This is a genomic window from Pseudomonas sp. S3_B11, assembly GCF_054667715.1.
On record NZ_CP162749.1, the window covers coordinates 1745065 to 1763092 of the forward strand.

Genomic DNA, 18028 nt, shown 5'->3' on the forward strand with positions numbered 1-18028 from the left:
CTTTATCTCCTTTAAGCGAGCCTGTGGGAACCAACCGTCAGAATCGGGTGAACTCGGATTCGTCCGGCGCGCTGGCCATGCTGTAGGCGAAAGCCTTGGGCAGGGCGGGCGCGGCAGCTCGGGCCGGCCTGCGGCTGGACGGGCCCGGCGTGTTGTCCACCTTCAACGGTTGGTTGGCCGGTTTGGGCGGCGTGTCCAAGGTGAAGAAACTCATGGCCTGTTGCAGTTGCTCGGCCTGGCTGCTCATTTCCTCGGCGGTGGCGGCCAGTTCTTCGCTGCTGGAGGCGTTTTGCTGGGTCACCTGGTTGAGCTGGGTCATGGCGGTGTTGATCTGCGCCACACCGGCGGCCTGTTCTTCGGAGGCGGCGCTGATTTCCTGCACCAGGTCCGAGGTCTTGTTGATCGAAGGGACCATCTCGTTGAGCAGGTTCCCGGCCTTTTCCGCCATGTCGACGCTGCTGGACGACAGCTCGCCGATTTCCTGGGCGGCCACCTGGCTGCGTTCGGCCAGCTTGCGCACTTCGGCGGCGACCACCGCGAAGCCTTTGCCGTGTTCACCAGCGCGGGCAGCCTCGATGGCGGCGTTGAGCGCCAGCAGGTTGGTCTGGTAGGCGATGTCGTCGATGATGCTGATGCGCTGGGCGATTTTCTTCATCGCCACCACGGTCTGCTGCACCGATTCGCCGCCGTCGGTGGCTTCCTTGGCAGCCTTGCTGGCCATGCCGTCGGTGACCTTGGCGTTCTCGGTGTTCTGGTTGATGCTCGCACTCATCTGTTCGATGGAGGCACTGGTTTCCTCGACGCTGGCCGCTTGCTCGCTGGTGGCCTGGCTCATCGATTGCGCGGTGGCGCTGACTTCTTCGGAGGCGCTGGCCAGGTTGTCCGCGGCGTTACGCACTTCGCCGATGATGTGCGAGAGCTTGCCGACCATGTTCTGCATGGCGTTGAGCACCATGCCGGTTTCGTCCTTGGAGCCGCTCTCGATTTTTGCGTTCAAGTTGCCTTCGGCCAATTGTTCGGCGACGGCCGCGGCCTGTTTCAAGGGGCGGGAGATGATCCGCGAAATGAACAGCGCCAGGCTCAGGCCCACCAGCAGAGCGGCAATCAGCACGACAATGATCGACAGGCGCGATTTTTCAAACAGCGCTGCGCCACGCTCGCTGGCCTTGCCGGCTCCGAGATCATTGAGCTCCACCATTTTTTGCAGATCAGTGGTCACCAGCTCGAATCGACGCTTGGACTCGCCCCTGAGCAGGGCATGGGCCTGTTCGGTCAGGTTTTGCCGGGACAGCGCAAGCAGGTCCTTGCTCATCGCGAGGTAAGCGGCCCAATCATTGCGGGTGGTTTCGAACAGCTGGCGGTCTTCGGCGTTGGAGAGCAGCTTTTCATAGGTGTCCAGGCGCGTTTCAAAGGCTTTTCTGGCGTCTTCCGCTTCTTGCTCAGTGGTGGTGCGCTCCTGCTCGGAGTCGGCGGTAATGTGGCGGTTTTCCTTGAGGCGATACTGTGCCGCGAAGAAACGCATGCCCGAGGCGGCACGCATGGACGGCATCCAGTTTTCCCGGATCTCGACCGTGGTGCTGTTTACTTCGCCCAGTTGGATGATCGCGAACACACCCATGACGGCTGTCAGTGCCAGCACCACAAGAAATGAAGTGATCAGTTTGGTGGCGATTCTAAGATCGTAGAACCATTTCATTGGGAAGTACCTCTCCATGGAATTGCTAAAGCGTCAGCGAGCGTTGGCTTGTTGGAATTGAGTCGGTGTGTAGCGGTTTTCCACTTGGGCGATCTGGGTGAGCAGCGCCGGTACGTCGAGAATCAACGCCACGGCGCCACTGCCCAGGATGGTCGAGCCACTGATGCCGCGAAGGGCACCAAACAGCTTGCCCAGCGGCTTGATCACGGTCTGGAATTCACCCAGCAAGTCATCCACCACCAGCCCGGCCTTGAGTTCGGCGTAGCGCACCACCACCACGTTCTGCCGGCGCGCGGCCGGGCCTTCGTGGCTGAAGTGATCGCGCAGGTAGACCAGCGGCAGCACCTCGCCGCGCAGGTCGAGGTAGCCTTGTTCGCGGCTGGCGAGCCCATCGTCTTCGCTCAGCTCGATGCATTCCTGGACCATATCCAGCGGAATGACATAGGTCGATTGACCGATGCCCACCAGAAAACCATTGATGATTGCCAGGGTCAGCGGCAGGCGGATACGGACCACGGTGCCCTTGCCAGGCTGGCTGTCCAGGTCGACGGTGCCGCGCAGCAGGGTGATGTTGCGCTTGACCACGTCCATGCCCACGCCACGCCCCGAAAGGTTGGTCACGGCCTGGGCGGTGGAGAAGCCAGGTTCGAAAATCAGGTTGTAGATTTCCTGGTCGGTCGGGCTCGCGCCCGGTGTTACCAGGCCACGTTCCTGGGCTTTTTCCAGGATCCGGTCGCGGTTCAGGCCGGCGCCGTCGTCGGCGATTTCCAGCACGATGCTGCCCGAGTCGTGATAGGCGTTGAGGTGCAGGTGCCCCTTGGCTGGTTTGCCAGCGGCCAGGCGCGCCTCGGCGGTTTCAATGCCGTGGTCCATGGCGTTGCGCAGCAAGTGCATGAGCGGGTCGCCGATTTTTTCCACCACGGTCTTGTCCAGCTCGGTCTCCGCACCGCTGATGATCAGGTCGATGTCCTTGCCCAGCTCCTGGCTGACATCGCGCACCACCCGACGGAAGCGGTTGAAGGTTTCGCCGATGGGGATCATGCGCAGGCGCAGGGCGCCGTCGAGGATTTCCTCCACCAGTGACGACACCGTCGAGGTGGATTCCTGCAACGGATCGTTGTTGCAGGTGCGGGCCAGCAGGCTGGCACCGGCGCTGGCGATGACCAGTTCGCCCACCAGGTTGATCAGTTCGTCGAGCTTGTCGGCATTGACCCGCACGTAGGTGCCGTCCTTGGCCTTGCTGTCGCTGGTCACCGCTTGTTTGTCGCTGGCGATCTGGGCAGGCACGCGCGGCGTCTTGCGTTGGTCGGACAACAACTCGCCGGTGGTGACCAGGGCGGTGTTTTCCTCGACCTGTTCCGGCGACGTGGCAACCAGGCCGGTGTTGGCCTGGGGGGCGATGTCGTTATCCAGGGCAACGATCTCGATCACGCAGTCTTCCCGGACGAAGTCGAATACTTCGTTGATCGCGCCGTGGCTGGCGGCCGAGCGAAACTCGATGTCGAAGCCCAGGTAGCAGGATTCGGCGTCCCAGGCATCGGCGGCGGGCAGGGCGTCGGTCAAGGTGGTGAGGTCGACGATTTCACCCAGGGTTTGCAGATAGCGCAGGAACGACAGCGGGTCCATGCCGTTGCGGAACACGTCCTGGCCGAAGCGCAGGGAGATGTGCCAGAGGCGCGTTTCGCCGGGTTCGCTGGTGTTGATTTCAGGGGTAGATGTCGGGGCCGCAGCGGGCGAGGGCGCCTGGTACTCCTGCAGGATCTGGCACAGCTCCACTTCCCGCTGCAGGGCCGGTGGCGGCAGCGCTCCGCCCTGGTTGGCGGCCACGTTGATCAGTTCCAGCATGTGATCGCTGGACTTGAGCAGCACCGCGATCAGGCCTGCGTCCACCTCGACGCTGCCATTGCGCAGGCGATCGAGCACGTCTTCGACGATATGGGTGAAGCTGACGATCGGTTCCAGGCCGAAAAGCCCGGCCGAGCCCTTGATCGTGTGCGCCGCCCGGAAGATCGCGCCAATGGCGTCATCGTCGCCGGGGTCGGTTTCCAGTTGCAGCAGCGATTCTTCCATCGCCTGCAACTGTTCCCGTGCCTCGACGATGAAGGTCTGTTGTGCCTGATCGAGATTGATGCTCACGCTCATATCCTTTGTCGTGTCCGACGTATTGCAACAGCCCTAGGCAACCAGGTTGCACAGGGCAAGTGTTTCCGTGACGGCCTTGCTTTGGCCCGTCAATGTCAGTTGGGTACCGGCCTTGGCGGCCTCACGCTGTACCATCAGCAGCAGTTGCAGGCCGGCGCCGTCCATCTCGGTGATCTGCGACAGATCGAGGGCCATTCGCGGTGTTGCGCCCAGGTGCGGCAACCATTGCGCGGCCAGGTCGGCGGCGGTGTAGATCGTCAGCTCGCCGTCGATGTGCACCTGGGCGGTGTCATCGTGTGTCTCGTATTGCCACGGCATGGGAGCCTCCGGCTATCAAGGAAGAATCAGCTTGGATACCGCCGCCAGCATCTGCGCCGGCTGGAACGGCTTGACCACCCAGGCCTTGGCTCCGGCGGCCTGGCCTTCCTGCTTCTTCGATTCCTGGGATTCGGTGGTGAGCATGATGATCGGCGTGAACTTGTAGCTGGCCAGCTTCTTGACCTCCTTGACGAAGGTGATGCCGTCCATGTTGGGCATGTTCACGTCACTGATGATCAGGTGCACTTTCTGGCCATTGAGCTTGCCCAGCGCGTCCTTGCCATCGCTGGCTTCGATCACGTCATAGCCGGCACTTTTCAACGCGATGCCGACCACCTGTCGAACGCTCGCGGAGTCGTCGACAACCAATACACTTTTAGCCATGAACGGCGCTCCTAAAAGAAGGTAATTTCCTGTGAAGTCTGTTGCGCGCCCGAGTCGCCGTGGTGATTACGGCGTTGCTCGTCGGTGGCGTAAGTGGTTTCCATGCGCGCCAGCCATTGGCGGGCGTCGATGGAAACAGCCTGTTCGGGCGACTGGCTGGCCTGCTGCATGTGCACATGCAGGTCCTCGATGTTGTCGCGCACGTGGCTGAGGATCTGGCTGACCCGATCCTGGAATTGCAGGCTGACCAGCACCTCGGTGAGTTCATCGCGGATGCCGAAGCTCTCGCGCTGCAGCATGTCGGCCGAGTCGGCCAAGCTGCCGGTGACGCTCTTGAAGCGCTCCAGCACCTGCTGGATGCTTTGCTCGGAGGCACTGACCGAATGGCTGTCCTGGTCCGCGCCGCTGGACGCGGCATGCACCAGTTGGGTGATGGCGTTGTTGATGATGTCGACCTTGGCCGACATCTGCTGGCCGGTCTCGCTGGATTTGCTCGAGAGACTGCGCACGGCGTCGGCCACCACGGCAAACCCACGCCCGGCCTCGCCGGCACGGGCGGCTTCGATGGCGGCGTTGAGGGCCAGCAGGTTGGTCTGTGCGGCAATCGCCGCGACATCGGCGGCCATGGTCCGCAGCTCGCCGGTATAGGCCGTCAGGTTGCGCACCTGGGCAAGGGTTTCATCGCGGCTGGCCTGGGTGGCCTTCAGGGAATCGATGACCTTGACCAGTTCACTTTCGCTCTGGGCCAGCACCTGCACGGCACCGCCACTGCTGCTGCCGGCCAACTCACCGGCGGCCAGTTGCGAGGCTTGCACGGTCTCTTCCAGGCGCGAAGAAATGCCGGTAAAGCGGCTGGTCAGCGAGACGATTGCGGTTTCGGTCTGCTGCCTGGAGCTTTCGACCTGCTTGGCCCAGATCGGCATCGCACCAAGAATGACTTCGTTGAGTTGCTCGCTGGTTTTATGGGCCAGGTGCTCGCTGGCTTGCAGGTCGTGGCGGGCCATGGCGGCGGCGATGGCGCGGTCGAACTGCTGACGTTGCGAACGCGCACCCCATACGCCAGCACCGACGCCAACGGCCAGGAGGGCAACAGCCAGGATGATGTTTTGAACACTTGGACCGTTGAGCAGTACGACGCCAACGGCAGCAACAAAAGCGACGAGCACTGTGTTCCAGAGGATGCGAGGTGGTTGGGCGAAGGAATGACCGTGTGGGTACGACGTCATGGTTCGGTCCTTGAACAGAGTTTCTAACAGGTTATTTGCGAATAACTGGTTATCTGCGACCTCTACTCGGACTTTAAGACCGGCTGTCCGATACCGGTATTGCATAGGCATTGGCCTACACAGTACGTGGCACTGTGCTACTTCAGATTAGACGCTGTCTGTGAAATGTCGAATGCACCCGACGAAGGTATAAGCCGCAACATAGAACCCTCAAGAGTGCTCTCCGGTTGATTCTTCTGAAACAGACTGAATGGATTGCGCTAAATTACCCCGCATTGGATTTCGAACCTGCCATCAGAGCCCCCATGCCCACCCAGCCCCTCTGGAAAACCTATCTTCTGTTCCTGGCCCCCATGGTCCTGTCCAACTTCCTGCAGTCCATGTCTGGCACGTTCAACAGCATTTACATCGGCCAGATGCTCGGTACCCAGGCCTTGGCGGCGGTGTCGGGCATGTTTCCCATCGTGTTTTTCTTTATCGCATTGGTGATTGGCCTCGGCGCGGGGGCGGGAGTGTTGATCGGGCAGGCCTACGGTGCCGGAGAAACCGGCACGGTGAAGGCGATTGCCGGTTCGACGTTGTTGCTGGGGGCGATCATCGGCCTGACGGCGGCGGTGCTCGGCAGTGTTTTTGCGCGTCAGGCGTTGCAGGGGCTCGGCACGCCGGCCGATGTGCTGGAGGATGCCGTTTCCTATGCCCGGGTCATGATGTGGATCCTGCCGATGTTGTTGGTATTTGTGCTGTTCACTCAACTGCTACGCGGGGTGAGCGATACGGTCTCACCGATGCTGGCGCTGCTGATCTCCACCAGTGTCGGGCTGCTGCTTACGCCCGTATTGATTCGTGGTTGGCTGGGGTTGCCGCCGATGGGCATCCAGAGCGCGGCGCTGGCGGGGTTGGTGGGGACGGCCTCGGCCATGGCCATGCTGGCGTGGCGCCTGAACCGTCGCGAGCATGCCCTGGCACCGGACCGGGCGTTGTTCGCGGCGATGCGCCTGGACACGGAGATCCTTGGCAAAGTGCTGCGCATTGGCTTGCCCACAGGGTTGCAGATGGTGGTGATCTCGTTGTCGGAGTTGGTCATCCTGACGCTGGTCAATAGCCATGGTTCCCAGGCCACGGCGGCCTATGGCGCGGTGACGCAGATCGTCAACTACGTGCAGTTTCCGGCGCTGTCGATCGCCATCACCGCCTCGATCCTCGGCGCCCAGGCCATCGGTGCCGGACGCCTGGAGCGCCTGGGGCCGATCCTGCGCACGGGGCTGTTGATCAACCTCTGGCTTACGGGTGGGCTGGTGGTCCTGGGCTATCTGTTGTCCCACTGGCTGCTGGGGTTGTTCATCACCGACCCGGCGGCACGGGTCCAGGCCGAACACCTGCTGCACATCATGCTCTGGAGCCTGTTGGTGTTCGGCTTCCAGGCGATCGTCGGCGGCATCATGCGCGCCAGCGGCACGGTGCTGGTGCCGGTCGCCATCTCGATCTTCTGCATCGTCGCCGTGCAAGTGCCGGCGGCGTATCTGCTGGACGCTCGCTTCGGGCTGCAAGGGGTGTGGATGGCGTTCCCGGTGGCCTACTTGAGCATGCTGCTGTTGCAGACGCTGTACTACAAACGGGTGTGGCAGCATCAGCCGATCGAGCGGCTGGTGTAACTAACCCATCACTAAACCCTGTGGGAGCGAGCTTGCTCGCGATGGCGTCGGAACATTCAGCATCGATGCAAGCTGACCCACCGCTATCGCGAGCAAGCTCGCTCCCACAGAGGATTGGGGGCTGGCGATGTTACAGTGGCCATCACCCGCCACGCCGCCACCGAGGATCCGATGTCTGCCAGTCTCCCCACCCACATTGCCTATCGCGCCTTCCTGTTCGACATGGACGGCACATTGCTCAACTCCATCGCCGCCGCCGAGCGGATCTGGACGCGCTGGGCCGTGCGTCATGGCGTGGACGTGGCGACGTTCCTGCCGACCATCCATGGCGTGCGCGCCATCGACACCATCGCCCGCCAGCACCTGCCGGGGGTGGATGCCCAGGCGGAAGCCGAGCAGATTACCCGCGAGGAAATCGAAGACGTCGAAGGGGTGGTGCAGGTGCCCGGTGCGCAGGCCTTTCTGAACAGCCTGCCGCCAGAGTGCTGGGCAATCGTCACCTCAGCGCCGATGGCATTGGCCTTGCGCCGTATGGAAGCCGCCGGAATTCCACGCCCTTTGGTCATGGTCACGGCCGAAGACGTCAGCGATGGCAAGCCCAACCCCGCCTGCTATCGCCTGGCGGCCGAACGCTTGCAAGTGGCACCGCAAGAATGCCTGGTCTTTGAAGACGCCGAGGCGGGCATCCGGGCAGGCGAGGCGGCCGAGGCGGATGTGCTGGTGGTAACGGCGACGCATACGCACCCGGTGGTCACCCTTCATCCGCAGATCAAGGATTACCTTGGGCTTGGTATTGAAGTGGATGAAGCCGGGCTGATGCGGCTGACCCCGACTCTGTGACCACAGCAGAACTCCTGTGGGAGCGAGCTTGCTCGCGATAGCGGTGGGTCAGCTTGCATCTGTGCTGAATGTGCCGCTGTCATCGCGAGCAAGCTCGCTCCCACATTAAGGTTATGGCGACTTTGTCAGGTCACCACGCGATAGCACGGCACATACGCCGCGCCGCCTGGCAGTTTCATGCGGTGCTGGGCGACGAAGGCCTGGAGCAGGCGATCGAGGGGTTCCATGATGGCGGCGTCGCCGTGGATTTCGTACGGGCCGTGTTCTTCGATCAGGCGGATGCCCTTGTCCTTGACGTTACCGGCCACGATTCCCGAGAACGCCCGGCGCAGATTGGCGGCCAGTTCGTGGGCGGGCAGGTCGCGGCTCAGGCCCAGGCTGGCCATGTTGGCGTGGGTCGGGTCGAACGGGCGCTGGAAGCCCTCGTCGATCTTCAGCAGCCAGTTGAAGTGGAAGGCGTCGTTGCGCTCGCGGCGGAACTGCTTGACCTCCTTGAGCCCCTGGGTCATCTGCCGTGCCACTTCGGCCGGGTCGTCGATGATGATCTGATAGTGCTTCTGCGCCTCCTCACCCAGGGTTGCACCGACAAACGCATGCAACTGATCGAGGTACGGCGCGGCGCTTTTCGGCCCGGTGAGAACCACCGGGAACGGCAGGTCCTGGTTGGCCGGGTGCATCAGGATGCCCAGCAGGTACAGGAACTCTTCCGCCGTACCGGCGCCGCCCGGGAAGATGATGATGCCGTGACCGACACGCACGAAAGCCTCGAGGCGTTTCTCGATGTCCGGCAGGATCACCAGCTCATTGACGATCGGGTTCGGCGCCTCGGCGGCGATGATGCCCGGTTCCGTCAGGCCCAGGTAGCGACCGCCATGGATACGCTGCTTGGCATGGGCAATGGTGGCGCCTTTCATCGGGCCTTTCATCACGCCAGGGCCGCAACCGGTGCAGATGTCCAGGCTGCGCAGGCCCAGTTCGTGGCCGACCTTCTTGGTGTATTTGTATTCTTCGGTGTTGATCGAGTGACCGCCCCAGCACACGACGATTTTCGGCTCCACGCCTGGACGCAAGGTGCGGGCGTTGCGCAGCAGATGGAACACGTAGTCGCTGATGCCCTGGGACGAGCTGAGGTCGATGCGCTGGCTGTCCAGCTCGTTCTCGGTGTAGACGATGTCGCGCAGGGCGCTGAACAGCATTTCCCGGGTGCTGGCGATCATTTCGCCGTCGACGAACGCATCGGCCGGCGCGTTCAGCAGCTCCAGGCGCACGCCCCGGTCCTGCTGGTGAATACGGATCTCGAAGTCCTTGTAGGCTTCCAGGATGGTCTTGGCGTTATCAACATGGGCGCCGGTGTTGAGGATGGCCAGGGCGCACTGGCGGAAGAGGGTATAGATACTGCCGGAACCGGCTTCGCTCAGTTGCTGGACTTCGCGCTGGGACAAGGTCTCCAGGCTGCCCTTGGGGCTTACCGAGGCGTTGATTACATGTCTTTGAGTCATTCAGCTTTCCTTGGAAACGATGCCATGCACACAACGACGGCATCTTGAAAAAAACGTCCACGCAGAAAGATCGCACGATCCTTGCGCTATCGCCATGGACTTTGATCCGGACCCGGCGAGTCGGTTGCGCTACAAAATGAGCTCCAGCATAGCTAAATCGACCGGGCAGGCGATAATGCGTGACTCTTTTGATGCCGTACAAGGAAATTGCACCGCGATGTTCGAGATCAAACCGTGGGATGGCGACACCTATCGCAAGCAGACTCGCCGCAGCACCCTGATCATCGCGGTGGTGTTCCTGGCCCTGGCGATGCTGCTGTCCAGCCTGGCCGTGATGCTGCTGGGCACGCCCGGAGGCGATAACTTTCGTTTCAACCTCGGCGGGGTGATTGTCGCGGTGCTGGCGATGGCTGCGCTGATGCGCCTGTATTTCTGGTCGCAGCCGTGGATGGCCGCCGCCGTGTACGGTTGGCGGCTCAAGCGCAGCCTGATGAAAATCACCAACGTGATGCACCAGGTGACCGCCGGGGTGCAGGCCCAGGACCCCACCGCCATGAAACTGCTGCGCTTCTATCACCTGGGGCTGGCCCAGATGCATCAGCTGGACGCCAACTCCAGCGCCCAGGGCTCCCTGGCGCGAGAGTCCGACGCGCACCTGGCGAAGATGCAGGCGCTGGGCCTGGACACCGAACAATCGCGCCTGGACCCGAGCTGGATCGAGACGGTGAAGCAGGCCTATCGCGCGGGTTGATCGGTCAGAGGGTGCCGATGCGGTCGAGCTCGGCTTTCAGGGCCTGGGCATCGAGCTGGTCGAAGGGCAAGGCGAAAAAGGCCCGGCAGCGGGTTTCGATACGATCCAGGGTGGCATGGAAGGCCTGGCCGATCTGGTCGTCGCTGCCTCTGACGGTTGATGGATCGACCAGGCCCCAGTGGGCCTTGATGGCCGGACCGAAGTACACCGGGCAAGCATCGCGGGCGGCGCTGTCGCACACGGTGATGACGATGTCCGGCGGGCTGCCCTCGAACGCGTCGTTACCCTTGCTGCGCAAGCCTTGGACGCTGATGCCGGCCTCTTGCAAGGTGCTCAGGCTGCGCGGCAGCACGTGGCCCTTGGGGAAACTGCCGGCGCTGACGGCCTCGAACCCGGCCGGGGCCAGATGGTTGAACATCGCTTCGCTGAGAATGCTGCGGCAACTATTGGCTGTGCACATGAAGAGGACTTTCATCGATCGGCTCCGAAAAGCGCAAGGGTGGGCTGCGCCGGAGTATATGCGGATAATCGAATATATGGAATTTCGTATTTGTGGCGAGGGGAAGCGTGGATAGCGCCGGGGCGCAGTACGTCTGCGCCCCAACGATTTGGGTGGTTACGATTTTCTGCCGCCGCCTTGGCTGCGTTCGCTACCTTTGTTACCGGCTCCAGTGCCTTTTTGCCGATCGTTGGCAACGTTGCCGCCCGACGCTTGTCCGCCTTTCTTGCCGGCTTCCGATGCTTTTTCACGATCATTGGCGAAGTTGCCTGGGTTTTTGTTTCCGCTACTGGCCATTTCGAGAATCCTCATTTTGGTTGAGCGAGCAACGTGCCTCGCATTAGTTGGGAAAGAAAATGGCCGAGGGAAGTTTAAAAAAAACCGCTTGCTGGCGACGAATGGTCAGCCGTCAGTGTTCACTTCTAATCCTCGCCACCGCTGACTTTCCAATGCTTGGCATCCGTGGGGAAAATCACTTGCTCGACCCGATGGGCAATGCCGAAAGCCAGGGAGTTTTCCGCCGGGATCACCCGCTCTTCGGCGCACAGGCATTTGAAGATATCCAACTGCGTCGCCGCGCCAGCGGTTTCCTTGACGTAGATTTCCACGTAGCGCGCCACGTCGTTGTCCAGGCTGGACAGGTACTCGCGCAAGCGTGAGTGGTCCACGGATTTCTGGCCGAAATACCAGTTCATCGGATGAATCAGGAACCGCGAATGCGGGGTGGTGGTGCGGTCGCTGGCGGCCAGGTACATGACGATGCCCATCGACTCGATGTTGCCGGCGTTCACCGCACGTACCGGTACCGGAAGGGACTTTATGAAGGTGTAGAGGGTGAAACCGAAGTTGGTACTGCCACCGACTGTGGAGAGATTGAGCATCAGCGAGTCGGCGCCTTTCTCAATGGCCTCCAGGCAGTTATCGCGAAAGCGTTCGGTGGTTCCCTGATCGATCTGGCAATGAAAATGGACAATGTGTTCGGACATCTGAAACTCCTGTCGACTTCACCCTTTGAAGTGCCTGCGGATCGGCTGTGCCGTACAGTTGGGAGTCCAGCGGTCTGCGGATGTTCCTCATCCGTGGCTGGCTGCTGGTGGAGCGCATCAAGCCGGCTGCTGCTGTTCGCATTTCTGGGCGGCTTGCGTCATGCGCTGCAGAAATAGCGTCAGCCCGGCTTCTTCTTCGCTGAGGCCTTTGCGTGCCCGGGGTTTGGGCAACTGGGTCAGGGCACCGAGCAGGAAACCCTCCACCACCGCAGGATGAATGTAGCACTTGCGACAGACGGTCGGCGTGTTGCCCAGCTGTCTGGCGACTTGCCTGACCATCTCGGCGACGTGTCTTTTGGCCTCGCTTTCGGTTTCCCAACTCAGCGTCCGCAACCCGGCCAGAGCGGCTGCGCTGCCGGCCCAGGTGCGGTAGTCCTTGGCGGTGAAGTCAGCGCCAGTGAGGGTCTTGAGGTAGGCGTTGATGTCCGAAGAACTGATGGCGTGGCGCTCGCCGTGTTCGTCCAGGTACTGGAACAGGTTCTGCCCGGGGATCTCCTGGCAGCGCTTGATGATCCGCGCCAGGCGCCGGTCCTTCACGGTGATCTGGTGCTCGATGCCGCTCTTGCCACGGAACTGGAAGGCGATGGCGCTGCCGTTGATCTCGACATGTTTGTCGCGCAGGGTCGTCAGGCCGTAGGAGCGATTGTCCCGGGCGTATTGGCTGTTGCCGACGCGGATCAGGGTCACGTCCAGCAGGGTGATGACCGTGGCCATGACTTTGTCGCGGCTGAACCCCGGCGTGGCGAGGATTTCCTCCAGGCGTTTGCGCAGGCGCGGCAGGGCCCGTCCGAATTCCAGCATGCGCGAGTACTTGTCCGCATCACGGACCTCACGCCAGCGCGCATGGTAACGGTACTGCTTGCGCCCGCGGGCATCGCGCCCGGTGGCCTGGAGATGGCCGCGCGGGTCGGTGCAGATCCAGACATCGGTGTAGGCCGGCGGCACCGCCAGGGCATTGATGCGCTGGATCTCGGCCGCATCGGTGATGCGCTGGCCCTGCGGGTCGAAATAACAGAATTTGCCCCGCTGCTTTTTACGGGTGATGCCCGGGGCCGTGTCATCGACATAATGCAGGTCGGCCGGCAGTGCATCCGGCGGCAGGGTATCGGGCATGAAAAGAGTCCTTGGCAGCGAATCCGGTGGCCTGTGAATTCATTGACCGCAGGCTGTTGCCGTCGTGCCAAGATTCTAAGGTTGCCGCAAAACCTGTGGGAGCAAACCAGCAGGAGTAAACCAGCAGGAGCAAACCTGTGGGAGCAAGGCTTGCCCGCGATAGCATCGCCTCGGTCTATCAGCTACACCGAGGTGCTTGCATCGCGGGCAAGCCTTGCTCCCACAAGCTCCCACAGTGTGATCCGCTGGTTTCGGACCCTACGCCAACACCGCCACCGCCTTGATCTGCGCCCACAACACCTGCCCTGGATGCAATTTCAGCTGATCGCGCGAATAGCGGGTGATACGCGCCAGCAGCGGGGTGCCGGCGGCTTCCAGGCGGATCAGCACGTGGGCGGCGTTGTCGGCGGCCTGTTCGCTGACCACGGTGACTGGCAGGCGATTGAGGATGCTGGTCTGGGCATCGTTCGCCAGGCTGAGGCTGACGTCCCGGGCCTGGACCTTGAAGCGCAGCGGCTGGCCGAGGGCCAGTGAGGTGTGGGCCACGCGTACGTTCAGTTGGCTGTCGGGCAGATTCAGGGTCAGCAATTGATAAGCCGGGTCGTACCCGCTGACCTTGCCCTCGATCACCACGCCTGCATCATCCCCCAGGGCCAATGGCAGGTCGAGCCGGGCCAGGGTTTCGCCGATCGGCCCACTGGCCAGCGCGCGACCGCCGTCGAGCAGCACGATGTGATCGGCCAGGCGCGCCACTTCATCCTGGGAATGGCTGACATACAGCACCGGGATGTCCAGCTCATCGTGGAGCCGTTGCAGGTACGGCAGGATTTCGTTTTTGCGTCGGCTATCGAGGGCCGCCAGCGGCTCATCCATCAACAGCAGTTGCGGGCTGGTGAGTAAGGCGCGGGCGATGCCCACCCGCTGGCGCTCGCCGCCGGACAGGTTGTGCGGCTGCCGATCGAGCAAGTGCCCGATGCCCAGCAGTTCGGTCGCCTGTTGCATGTCCACCCGCCGTTGTGCCGGCGCGATGCGCTTGAGGCCGAACGCCAGGTTGGCCCGCACCGACAAATGGGCGAACAGGCTCGCCTCCTGGAACACATACCCCACCGACCGTTTATGGGGCGGCAAAAACACAGCGTGCTCAGTGTCTTGCCAGACTTGGCCGTTGACCTCGATAAAACCCCGGGCCGGCCGCTCCAACCCGGCGATGCAACGCAGGCAGGTGGTTTTGCCGGAACCGGACGGCCCATACAGGGCGGTCACGCCACGGCCGGGCAGTTGCACATCCAGGTCCAGGGAAAAAGCCCCGTGGTCGAGCTGCAAACGCGCGTGAATCATCGATCAGCTCCAACCGGCACGGGTTCGGCGGCTGGAGTACAGCGCCAGCAGCACCAGGAATGAAAACACCAGCATCGCCGCGGCCAGCCAGTGGGCCTGGGCGTATTCCAAGGCTTCGACATGGTCGTAGATCTGCACTGACACCACCCGGGTTTTCTCCGGGATGTTGCCGCCGATCATCAGCACCACGCCGAATTCGCCGACGGTGTGGGCAAAGCCGAGAATCGCCGCAGTGATGAAGCCGGGGCGGGCCAGGGGCAGGATGACGCTGAAAAACGTATCCCAGGGCCCGGCCCGCAGGGTGGCGGCGACTTCCAGCGGGCGACTGCCGATGGCGGCAAAGGCGTTCTGCAACGGCTGCACCACAAACGGCATGGAATAGATCACCGAGCCGATTACCAACCCGGTGAAGCTGAAGGTGAGGGTGCCCAACCCGAGGGCCTGGGTGAACTGGCCGATCCAGCCGTTCGGCCCCAACGCCAGCAACAGGTAGAAGCCGATCACCGTGGGCGGCAGCACCAACGGCAACGCGACCACCGCACCCACCGGCCCGCGCAGCCAGGAGCGGGTGCGCGACAGCCACAACGCGATGGGCGTGCCGATGAGCAACAGGATCACCGTGGTCAATGACGCCAGTTTCAGGGTCAGCCAGATGGCGGCGTAGTCGGCGCTGGTCAGGGGCATTTAGCGTTGGTAACCGTAGGTTTGGATGATGGCGACGGCTTTCGGGCTCTTGAGGTAATCCACCAGGGCCACGGCAGCGGGGTTGTCCCGGCCCTTGTTGAGGATCACCGCGTCCTGTTTGATCGGGTCGTGCAGTTCGGCCGGGACGATCCATGCCGAGCCGCCCGTCACTTTGCCGTCCTTGTACACCTGGGACAAGGCGACGAAACCGAGTTCGGCGTTACCGGTGGAGACGAATTGATAGGCCTGGGTGATGTTCTGGCCTTCGACGAGTTTGCTTTTCACCTGCGCGGTCAAGCCGAGCTTGTCCAGCACCTGGGTCGCGGCCAGGCCGTAGGGTGCGGCTTTCGGGTTGGCGATGGACAGGTGCTGGAAGTCGTTGTGCTTGAGCACCTGGCCCTGGCTGTCGACATAACCGTCCTTGGCCGACCACAGCGCCAGGGTGCCGACCGCGTAGGTGAAACGCGAGCCCTTGACGGCGTCGCCTTCGCTTTCGAGCTTGGCCGGGGTGGTGTCGTCGGCGGCGAGGAAGACTTCGAATGGCGCGCCGTTCTTGATCTGGGTGTAGAACTGCCCGGTGGCCCCGTAAGCCGCCACCAGCTTGTGCCCGGTGTCTTTTTCGAAATCGGCGGCGATGGCCTGGATCGGCGCGGTGAAATTGGAAGCGACTGCCACCTGCACCTCAGCGGCCTGGGCGGCGCCAATGGCAAAGAACGTGGTCAGCAGCAACGGCGCGAAGCGGGTGAGAGGCATGGGTGAGGCTCCGTGGGGTCAGGTTCGCTATATACAGGAATATATAGCGAATGACCGACAAACGGAACGCGGCATTTCGCCCGGGGAGTGAGGTGCAAGGGTGTGGGAGCCAAGCTTGCTCGCGAAGACGGTGGGTCAGCTTGCATCCATTTTGAATGTGCTACCGCCATCGCGAGCAAGCTCGGCTCCCACAGGTCCGGTGGTGTACCCGGATGTGCCGGTTGTCCCCCAATCCCCTGTGGGAGCGAGCCTGCTCGCGAAGACGGTGGGTCAGCTAGCATCCATTTTGAATGCGCTACCGCCATCGCGAGCAAGCTCGGCTCCCACAGGTCCGGTGGTGTACCCGGATGTGCCGGTTGCCCCCAATCCCCTGTGGGAGCAAGCCTGCTCGCGAAGACGGTGGATCAGCGTGCATCCATTTTGAATGTGCTACCGCCATCGCGAGCAAGCTCGGCTCCCACAGGTCCGGTGGTGTACCCGGATGTGCCGGTTGTCCCCCAATCCCCTGTGGGAGCCAAGCTTGCTCGCGAAGACGGTGGGTCAGCTAGCATCCATTTTGAATGTGCTACCGCCATCGCGAGCAAGCTCGGCTCCCACAGGTCCGGTGGTGTACCCGGATGTGCGGTTGTCCCCCAATCCCCTGTGGGAGCGAGCCTGCTCGCGAAGACGGTGGGTCAGCTAGCATCCATTTTGAATGTGCTACCGCCATCGCGAGCAAGCTCGGCTCCCACAGGTCCGGTGGTGTACCCGGATGTGCCGGTTGTCCCCCAATCCCCTGTGGGAGCGAGCCTGCTCGCGAAGACGGTGGGTCAGCTTGCATCCATTTTGAATGTGCTACCGCCATCGCGAGCAAGCTCAGCTCCCACAGGTCCGGTGGTGTACCCGGATGTGTCGGTTGCCCCCAATCCCCTGTGGGAGCGAGCTTGCTCGCGATGGCGTTCGATCAGGCATCCGCCCTGTGGAGCCGGGCCAACGCCTCCTCGGCCAGCCGCCGAGTCAGCTCGGCCGTCGACAGCTCGCGGCCCAGAGGGAAGGCCTGGCCGGCCCAGAGGTTACTGAAGTCTGCTTCACCCTTGGCGCGCAACGGCATCAATGCACCACCCGCCAAGGGAAAAGCCGGGGCCAGTGGGCTCATCGGGCCCACTTCGCGCATCACCCGATTGACGATGCCTCGGGCCGGGCGACCAGTGAACAGGTTGGTAACAGCCGTCTGGCTTTCCTTGGCCGTGCGCAACGCCCGGTGATGCGACGCGCTGATCTTCGCCTCGGGGGTGAACAGGTAGGCGCTGCCCAGTTGCACCGCCGAGGCACCCAGGGCGAATGCCGCGACGATTCCCCGCGCATCGCCAATGCCGCCGGCAGCGATCACCGGCACCTTCACTGCATCCACCACCTGCGGCAGCAAGGCAAACAGCCCGACTTGGGTGTTGAGGTCGTCGCTGAGGAACATCCCGCGATGACCACCGGCTTCGTAACCCATGGCAATGATCGCGTCGCAACCATGCTGTTCAAGCCAGATGGCTTCCTCGACGGTGGTGGCCGAGGAAAGGATTTTCGCGCCAGTGGCCTTCACCCGATCCAGCAAGGATTTTTCCGGCAGGCCGAAATGGAAACTGACCACTTTGGGACGCATCTCTTCCAGCACCCGGCAGGCGGCATCGTCGAACGGCGTGCGGTTGGACACCGGGGTCGGCGCGTCGAAGTCGACGCCCAGTTCCTGGTAATACGGCTTGAGCCGTTGCTTCCAGGCCGCGGCCTGCTGTTCGTCGAAGGCCGGCGGCTGGTGACAGAAAAAATTCACATTGAACGGTTTGTCGGTCTGCTCGCCGATGGTCGTCAGCGCCTGGCGCAGTTGTTCGACATCGAGCATCGCCGCCGGCATCGAACCCAGCCCGCCGGCATTGCACGTCGCGACCACCATGGCCGGCCCGGTCACCCCGGCCAGTGGCCCCTGGATGATGGGCAGCTCGATACCGAGCAGGTCAAGAATGCGAGTGTCTGGCCACTGGCTCATGTGCGGGTCTCCGACGGCAGAAGGAAACAGCGTTTTTAGCAGGTGTGGGCCGGCAAGGGCCAGTCGAGTTTTT

At 62.5% G+C, this 18028-nt stretch carries 17 protein-coding genes; 3 read left to right on the forward strand and 14 right to left on the reverse strand.

Annotation, left to right across the window (positions count from 1 at the left end):
- Nucleotides 1-37: 37 nt before the first annotated feature.
- Genes AB4O22_RS08170 through AB4O22_RS08190 form a run of 5 tightly spaced genes read right to left on the reverse strand, consistent with a single transcriptional unit; the run spans nucleotide 38 to nucleotide 5877 of the window.
- Entirely contained in the window at nucleotides 38-1696 is a 1659-nt protein-coding gene (locus AB4O22_RS08170; RefSeq protein ID WP_460096114.1) for a methyl-accepting chemotaxis protein, read from the reverse strand.
- 33 nt (nucleotides 1697-1729) lie between these two features.
- Nucleotides 1730-3832: a chemotaxis protein CheA gene (locus AB4O22_RS08175; protein ID WP_003203048.1), complete on the reverse strand. Its 2103-nt coding sequence runs from the start codon at nucleotides 3830-3832 to the stop codon at nucleotides 1730-1732.
- Nucleotides 3833-3871: 39 nt separating this feature from the next.
- Nucleotides 3872-4156 carry an STAS domain-containing protein gene (locus AB4O22_RS08180; protein WP_003203046.1) on the reverse strand — a complete coding sequence of 95 codons (285 nt, stop codon included), beginning with the start codon at nucleotides 4154-4156 and terminating at the stop codon, nucleotides 3872-3874.
- A 15-nt stretch (nucleotides 4157-4171) separates the two neighbouring features.
- Nucleotides 4172-4540: a response regulator gene (locus AB4O22_RS08185; RefSeq protein ID WP_003203044.1), complete on the reverse strand. Its 369-nt coding sequence runs from the start codon at nucleotides 4538-4540 to the stop codon at nucleotides 4172-4174.
- An 11-nt stretch (nucleotides 4541-4551) separates the two neighbouring features.
- Nucleotides 4552-5877 (reverse strand): methyl-accepting chemotaxis protein, encoded by a 1326-nt coding sequence (locus AB4O22_RS08190; RefSeq protein ID WP_373557727.1) that lies wholly within the window; start codon nucleotides 5875-5877, stop codon nucleotides 4552-4554.
- Between the two features lie 194 nt (nucleotides 5878-6071).
- Here AB4O22_RS08190 and AB4O22_RS08195 point away from each other — a divergent pair, with 194 nt between their 5' ends.
- Nucleotides 6072-7418 carry an MATE family efflux transporter gene (locus AB4O22_RS08195; protein WP_152644396.1) on the forward strand — a complete coding sequence of 449 codons (1347 nt, stop codon included), beginning with the start codon at nucleotides 6072-6074 and terminating at the stop codon, nucleotides 7416-7418.
- A 171-nt stretch (nucleotides 7419-7589) separates the two neighbouring features.
- Nucleotides 7590-8258, forward strand: a complete 669-nt coding sequence (locus AB4O22_RS08200) for an HAD family hydrolase (RefSeq protein ID WP_223471895.1) — start codon at nucleotides 7590-7592, stop codon at nucleotides 8256-8258.
- A 125-nt stretch (nucleotides 8259-8383) separates the two neighbouring features.
- On the opposite strand, the gene ppnN is transcribed toward AB4O22_RS08200, so the two are convergent.
- Entirely contained in the window at nucleotides 8384-9757 is a 1374-nt protein-coding gene (gene ppnN, locus AB4O22_RS08205) for a nucleotide 5'-monophosphate nucleosidase PpnN (protein ID WP_003203037.1), read from the reverse strand.
- 217 nt (nucleotides 9758-9974) lie between these two features.
- Between ppnN and AB4O22_RS08210 the strand changes: the two genes are divergently transcribed.
- Nucleotides 9975-10508 carry a DUF3087 family protein gene (locus tag AB4O22_RS08210; RefSeq protein ID WP_460096115.1) on the forward strand — a complete coding sequence of 178 codons (534 nt, stop codon included), beginning with the start codon at nucleotides 9975-9977 and terminating at the stop codon, nucleotides 10506-10508.
- A gap of 4 nt (nucleotides 10509-10512) precedes the next feature.
- Here the strand turns inward: AB4O22_RS08210 and AB4O22_RS08215 are convergent, their stop codons facing one another.
- From AB4O22_RS08215 to AB4O22_RS08250, 8 genes are all read right to left on the reverse strand, one after another.
- On the reverse strand, nucleotides 10513-10983 hold the full coding sequence (locus AB4O22_RS08215) for an arsenate reductase ArsC (protein ID WP_460096116.1): 471 nt from the start codon (nucleotides 10981-10983) through the stop codon (nucleotides 10513-10515).
- A gap of 141 nt (nucleotides 10984-11124) precedes the next feature.
- Nucleotides 11125-11304: a con-10 family general stress protein gene (locus AB4O22_RS08220; protein ID WP_003203031.1), complete on the reverse strand. Its 180-nt coding sequence runs from the start codon at nucleotides 11302-11304 to the stop codon at nucleotides 11125-11127.
- 125 nt (nucleotides 11305-11429) lie between these two features.
- The gene (locus AB4O22_RS08225) at nucleotides 11430-11993 is read right to left on the reverse strand and encodes an ATP-dependent Clp protease proteolytic subunit (RefSeq protein WP_003203029.1); all 564 of its coding nucleotides are present in this window, start codon (nucleotides 11991-11993) and stop codon (nucleotides 11430-11432) included.
- A 117-nt stretch (nucleotides 11994-12110) separates the two neighbouring features.
- Nucleotides 12111-13166 carry a DNA topoisomerase IB gene (locus AB4O22_RS08230; protein ID WP_223471893.1) on the reverse strand — a complete coding sequence of 352 codons (1056 nt, stop codon included), beginning with the start codon at nucleotides 13164-13166 and terminating at the stop codon, nucleotides 12111-12113.
- Between the two features lie 258 nt (nucleotides 13167-13424).
- Complete coding sequence (gene modC / locus AB4O22_RS08235) at nucleotides 13425-14504, reverse strand: molybdenum ABC transporter ATP-binding protein (protein WP_223471892.1); 1080 nt, start codon at nucleotides 14502-14504, stop codon at nucleotides 13425-13427.
- Nucleotides 14505-14507: 3 nt separating this feature from the next.
- A complete protein-coding gene (gene modB / locus AB4O22_RS08240) occupies nucleotides 14508-15188 on the reverse strand; it encodes a molybdate ABC transporter permease subunit (RefSeq protein WP_014337803.1) in 681 nt (226 codons plus the stop codon).
- Complete coding sequence (gene modA / locus AB4O22_RS08245; protein WP_223471891.1) at nucleotides 15189-15941, reverse strand: molybdate ABC transporter substrate-binding protein; 753 nt, start codon at nucleotides 15939-15941, stop codon at nucleotides 15189-15191.
- 943 nt (nucleotides 15942-16884) lie between these two features.
- On the reverse strand, nucleotides 16885-17955 hold the full coding sequence (locus tag AB4O22_RS08250) for an NAD(P)H-dependent flavin oxidoreductase (protein WP_223471890.1): 1071 nt from the start codon (nucleotides 17953-17955) through the stop codon (nucleotides 16885-16887).
- Nucleotides 17956-18028: the final 73 nt, after the last annotated feature.

Excerpts from the sequence above, each read along its gene's own strand:
- AB4O22_RS08250 (WP_223471890.1), bottom strand. The coding sequence starts at position 17,955 with ATGAGCCAGTGGCCAGACACTCGCATTCTTGACCTGCTCGGTATCGAG.
- AB4O22_RS08180 (WP_003203046.1), bottom strand. The coding sequence starts at position 4,156 with ATGCCGTGGCAATACGAGACACACGATGACACCGCCCAGGTGCACATC.
- ppnN (WP_003203037.1), bottom strand. The coding sequence starts at position 9,757 with ATGACTCAAAGACATGTAATCAACGCCTCGGTAAGCCCCAAGGGCAGC.
- AB4O22_RS08190 (WP_373557727.1), bottom strand. The coding sequence starts at position 5,877 with ATGCCTATGCAATACCGGTATCGGACAGCCGGTCTTAAAGTCCGAGTA.
- modA (WP_223471891.1), bottom strand. The coding sequence starts at position 15,941 with ATGCCTCTCACCCGCTTCGCGCCGTTGCTGCTGACCACGTTCTTTGCC.
- AB4O22_RS08215 (WP_460096116.1), bottom strand. The coding sequence starts at position 10,983 with ATGAAAGTCCTCTTCATGTGCACAGCCAATAGTTGCCGCAGCATTCTC.
- AB4O22_RS08225 (WP_003203029.1), bottom strand. The coding sequence starts at position 11,993 with ATGTCCGAACACATTGTCCATTTTCATTGCCAGATCGATCAGGGAACC.
- AB4O22_RS08200 (WP_223471895.1), top strand. The coding sequence starts at position 7,590 with ATGTCTGCCAGTCTCCCCACCCACATTGCCTATCGCGCCTTCCTGTTC.
- AB4O22_RS08220 (WP_003203031.1), bottom strand. The coding sequence starts at position 11,304 with ATGGCCAGTAGCGGAAACAAAAACCCAGGCAACTTCGCCAATGATCGT.
- modB (WP_014337803.1), bottom strand. The coding sequence starts at position 15,188 with ATGCCCCTGACCAGCGCCGACTACGCCGCCATCTGGCTGACCCTGAAA.
- AB4O22_RS08170 (WP_460096114.1), bottom strand. The coding sequence starts at position 1,696 with ATGAAATGGTTCTACGATCTTAGAATCGCCACCAAACTGATCACTTCA.
- AB4O22_RS08230 (WP_223471893.1), bottom strand. The coding sequence starts at position 13,166 with ATGCCCGATACCCTGCCGCCGGATGCACTGCCGGCCGACCTGCATTAT.
- AB4O22_RS08185 (WP_003203044.1), bottom strand. The coding sequence starts at position 4,540 with ATGGCTAAAAGTGTATTGGTTGTCGACGACTCCGCGAGCGTTCGACAG.
- AB4O22_RS08195 (WP_152644396.1), top strand. The coding sequence starts at position 6,072 with ATGCCCACCCAGCCCCTCTGGAAAACCTATCTTCTGTTCCTGGCCCCC.
- AB4O22_RS08210 (WP_460096115.1), top strand. The coding sequence starts at position 9,975 with ATGTTCGAGATCAAACCGTGGGATGGCGACACCTATCGCAAGCAGACT.
- modC (WP_223471892.1), bottom strand. The coding sequence starts at position 14,504 with ATGATTCACGCGCGTTTGCAGCTCGACCACGGGGCTTTTTCCCTGGAC.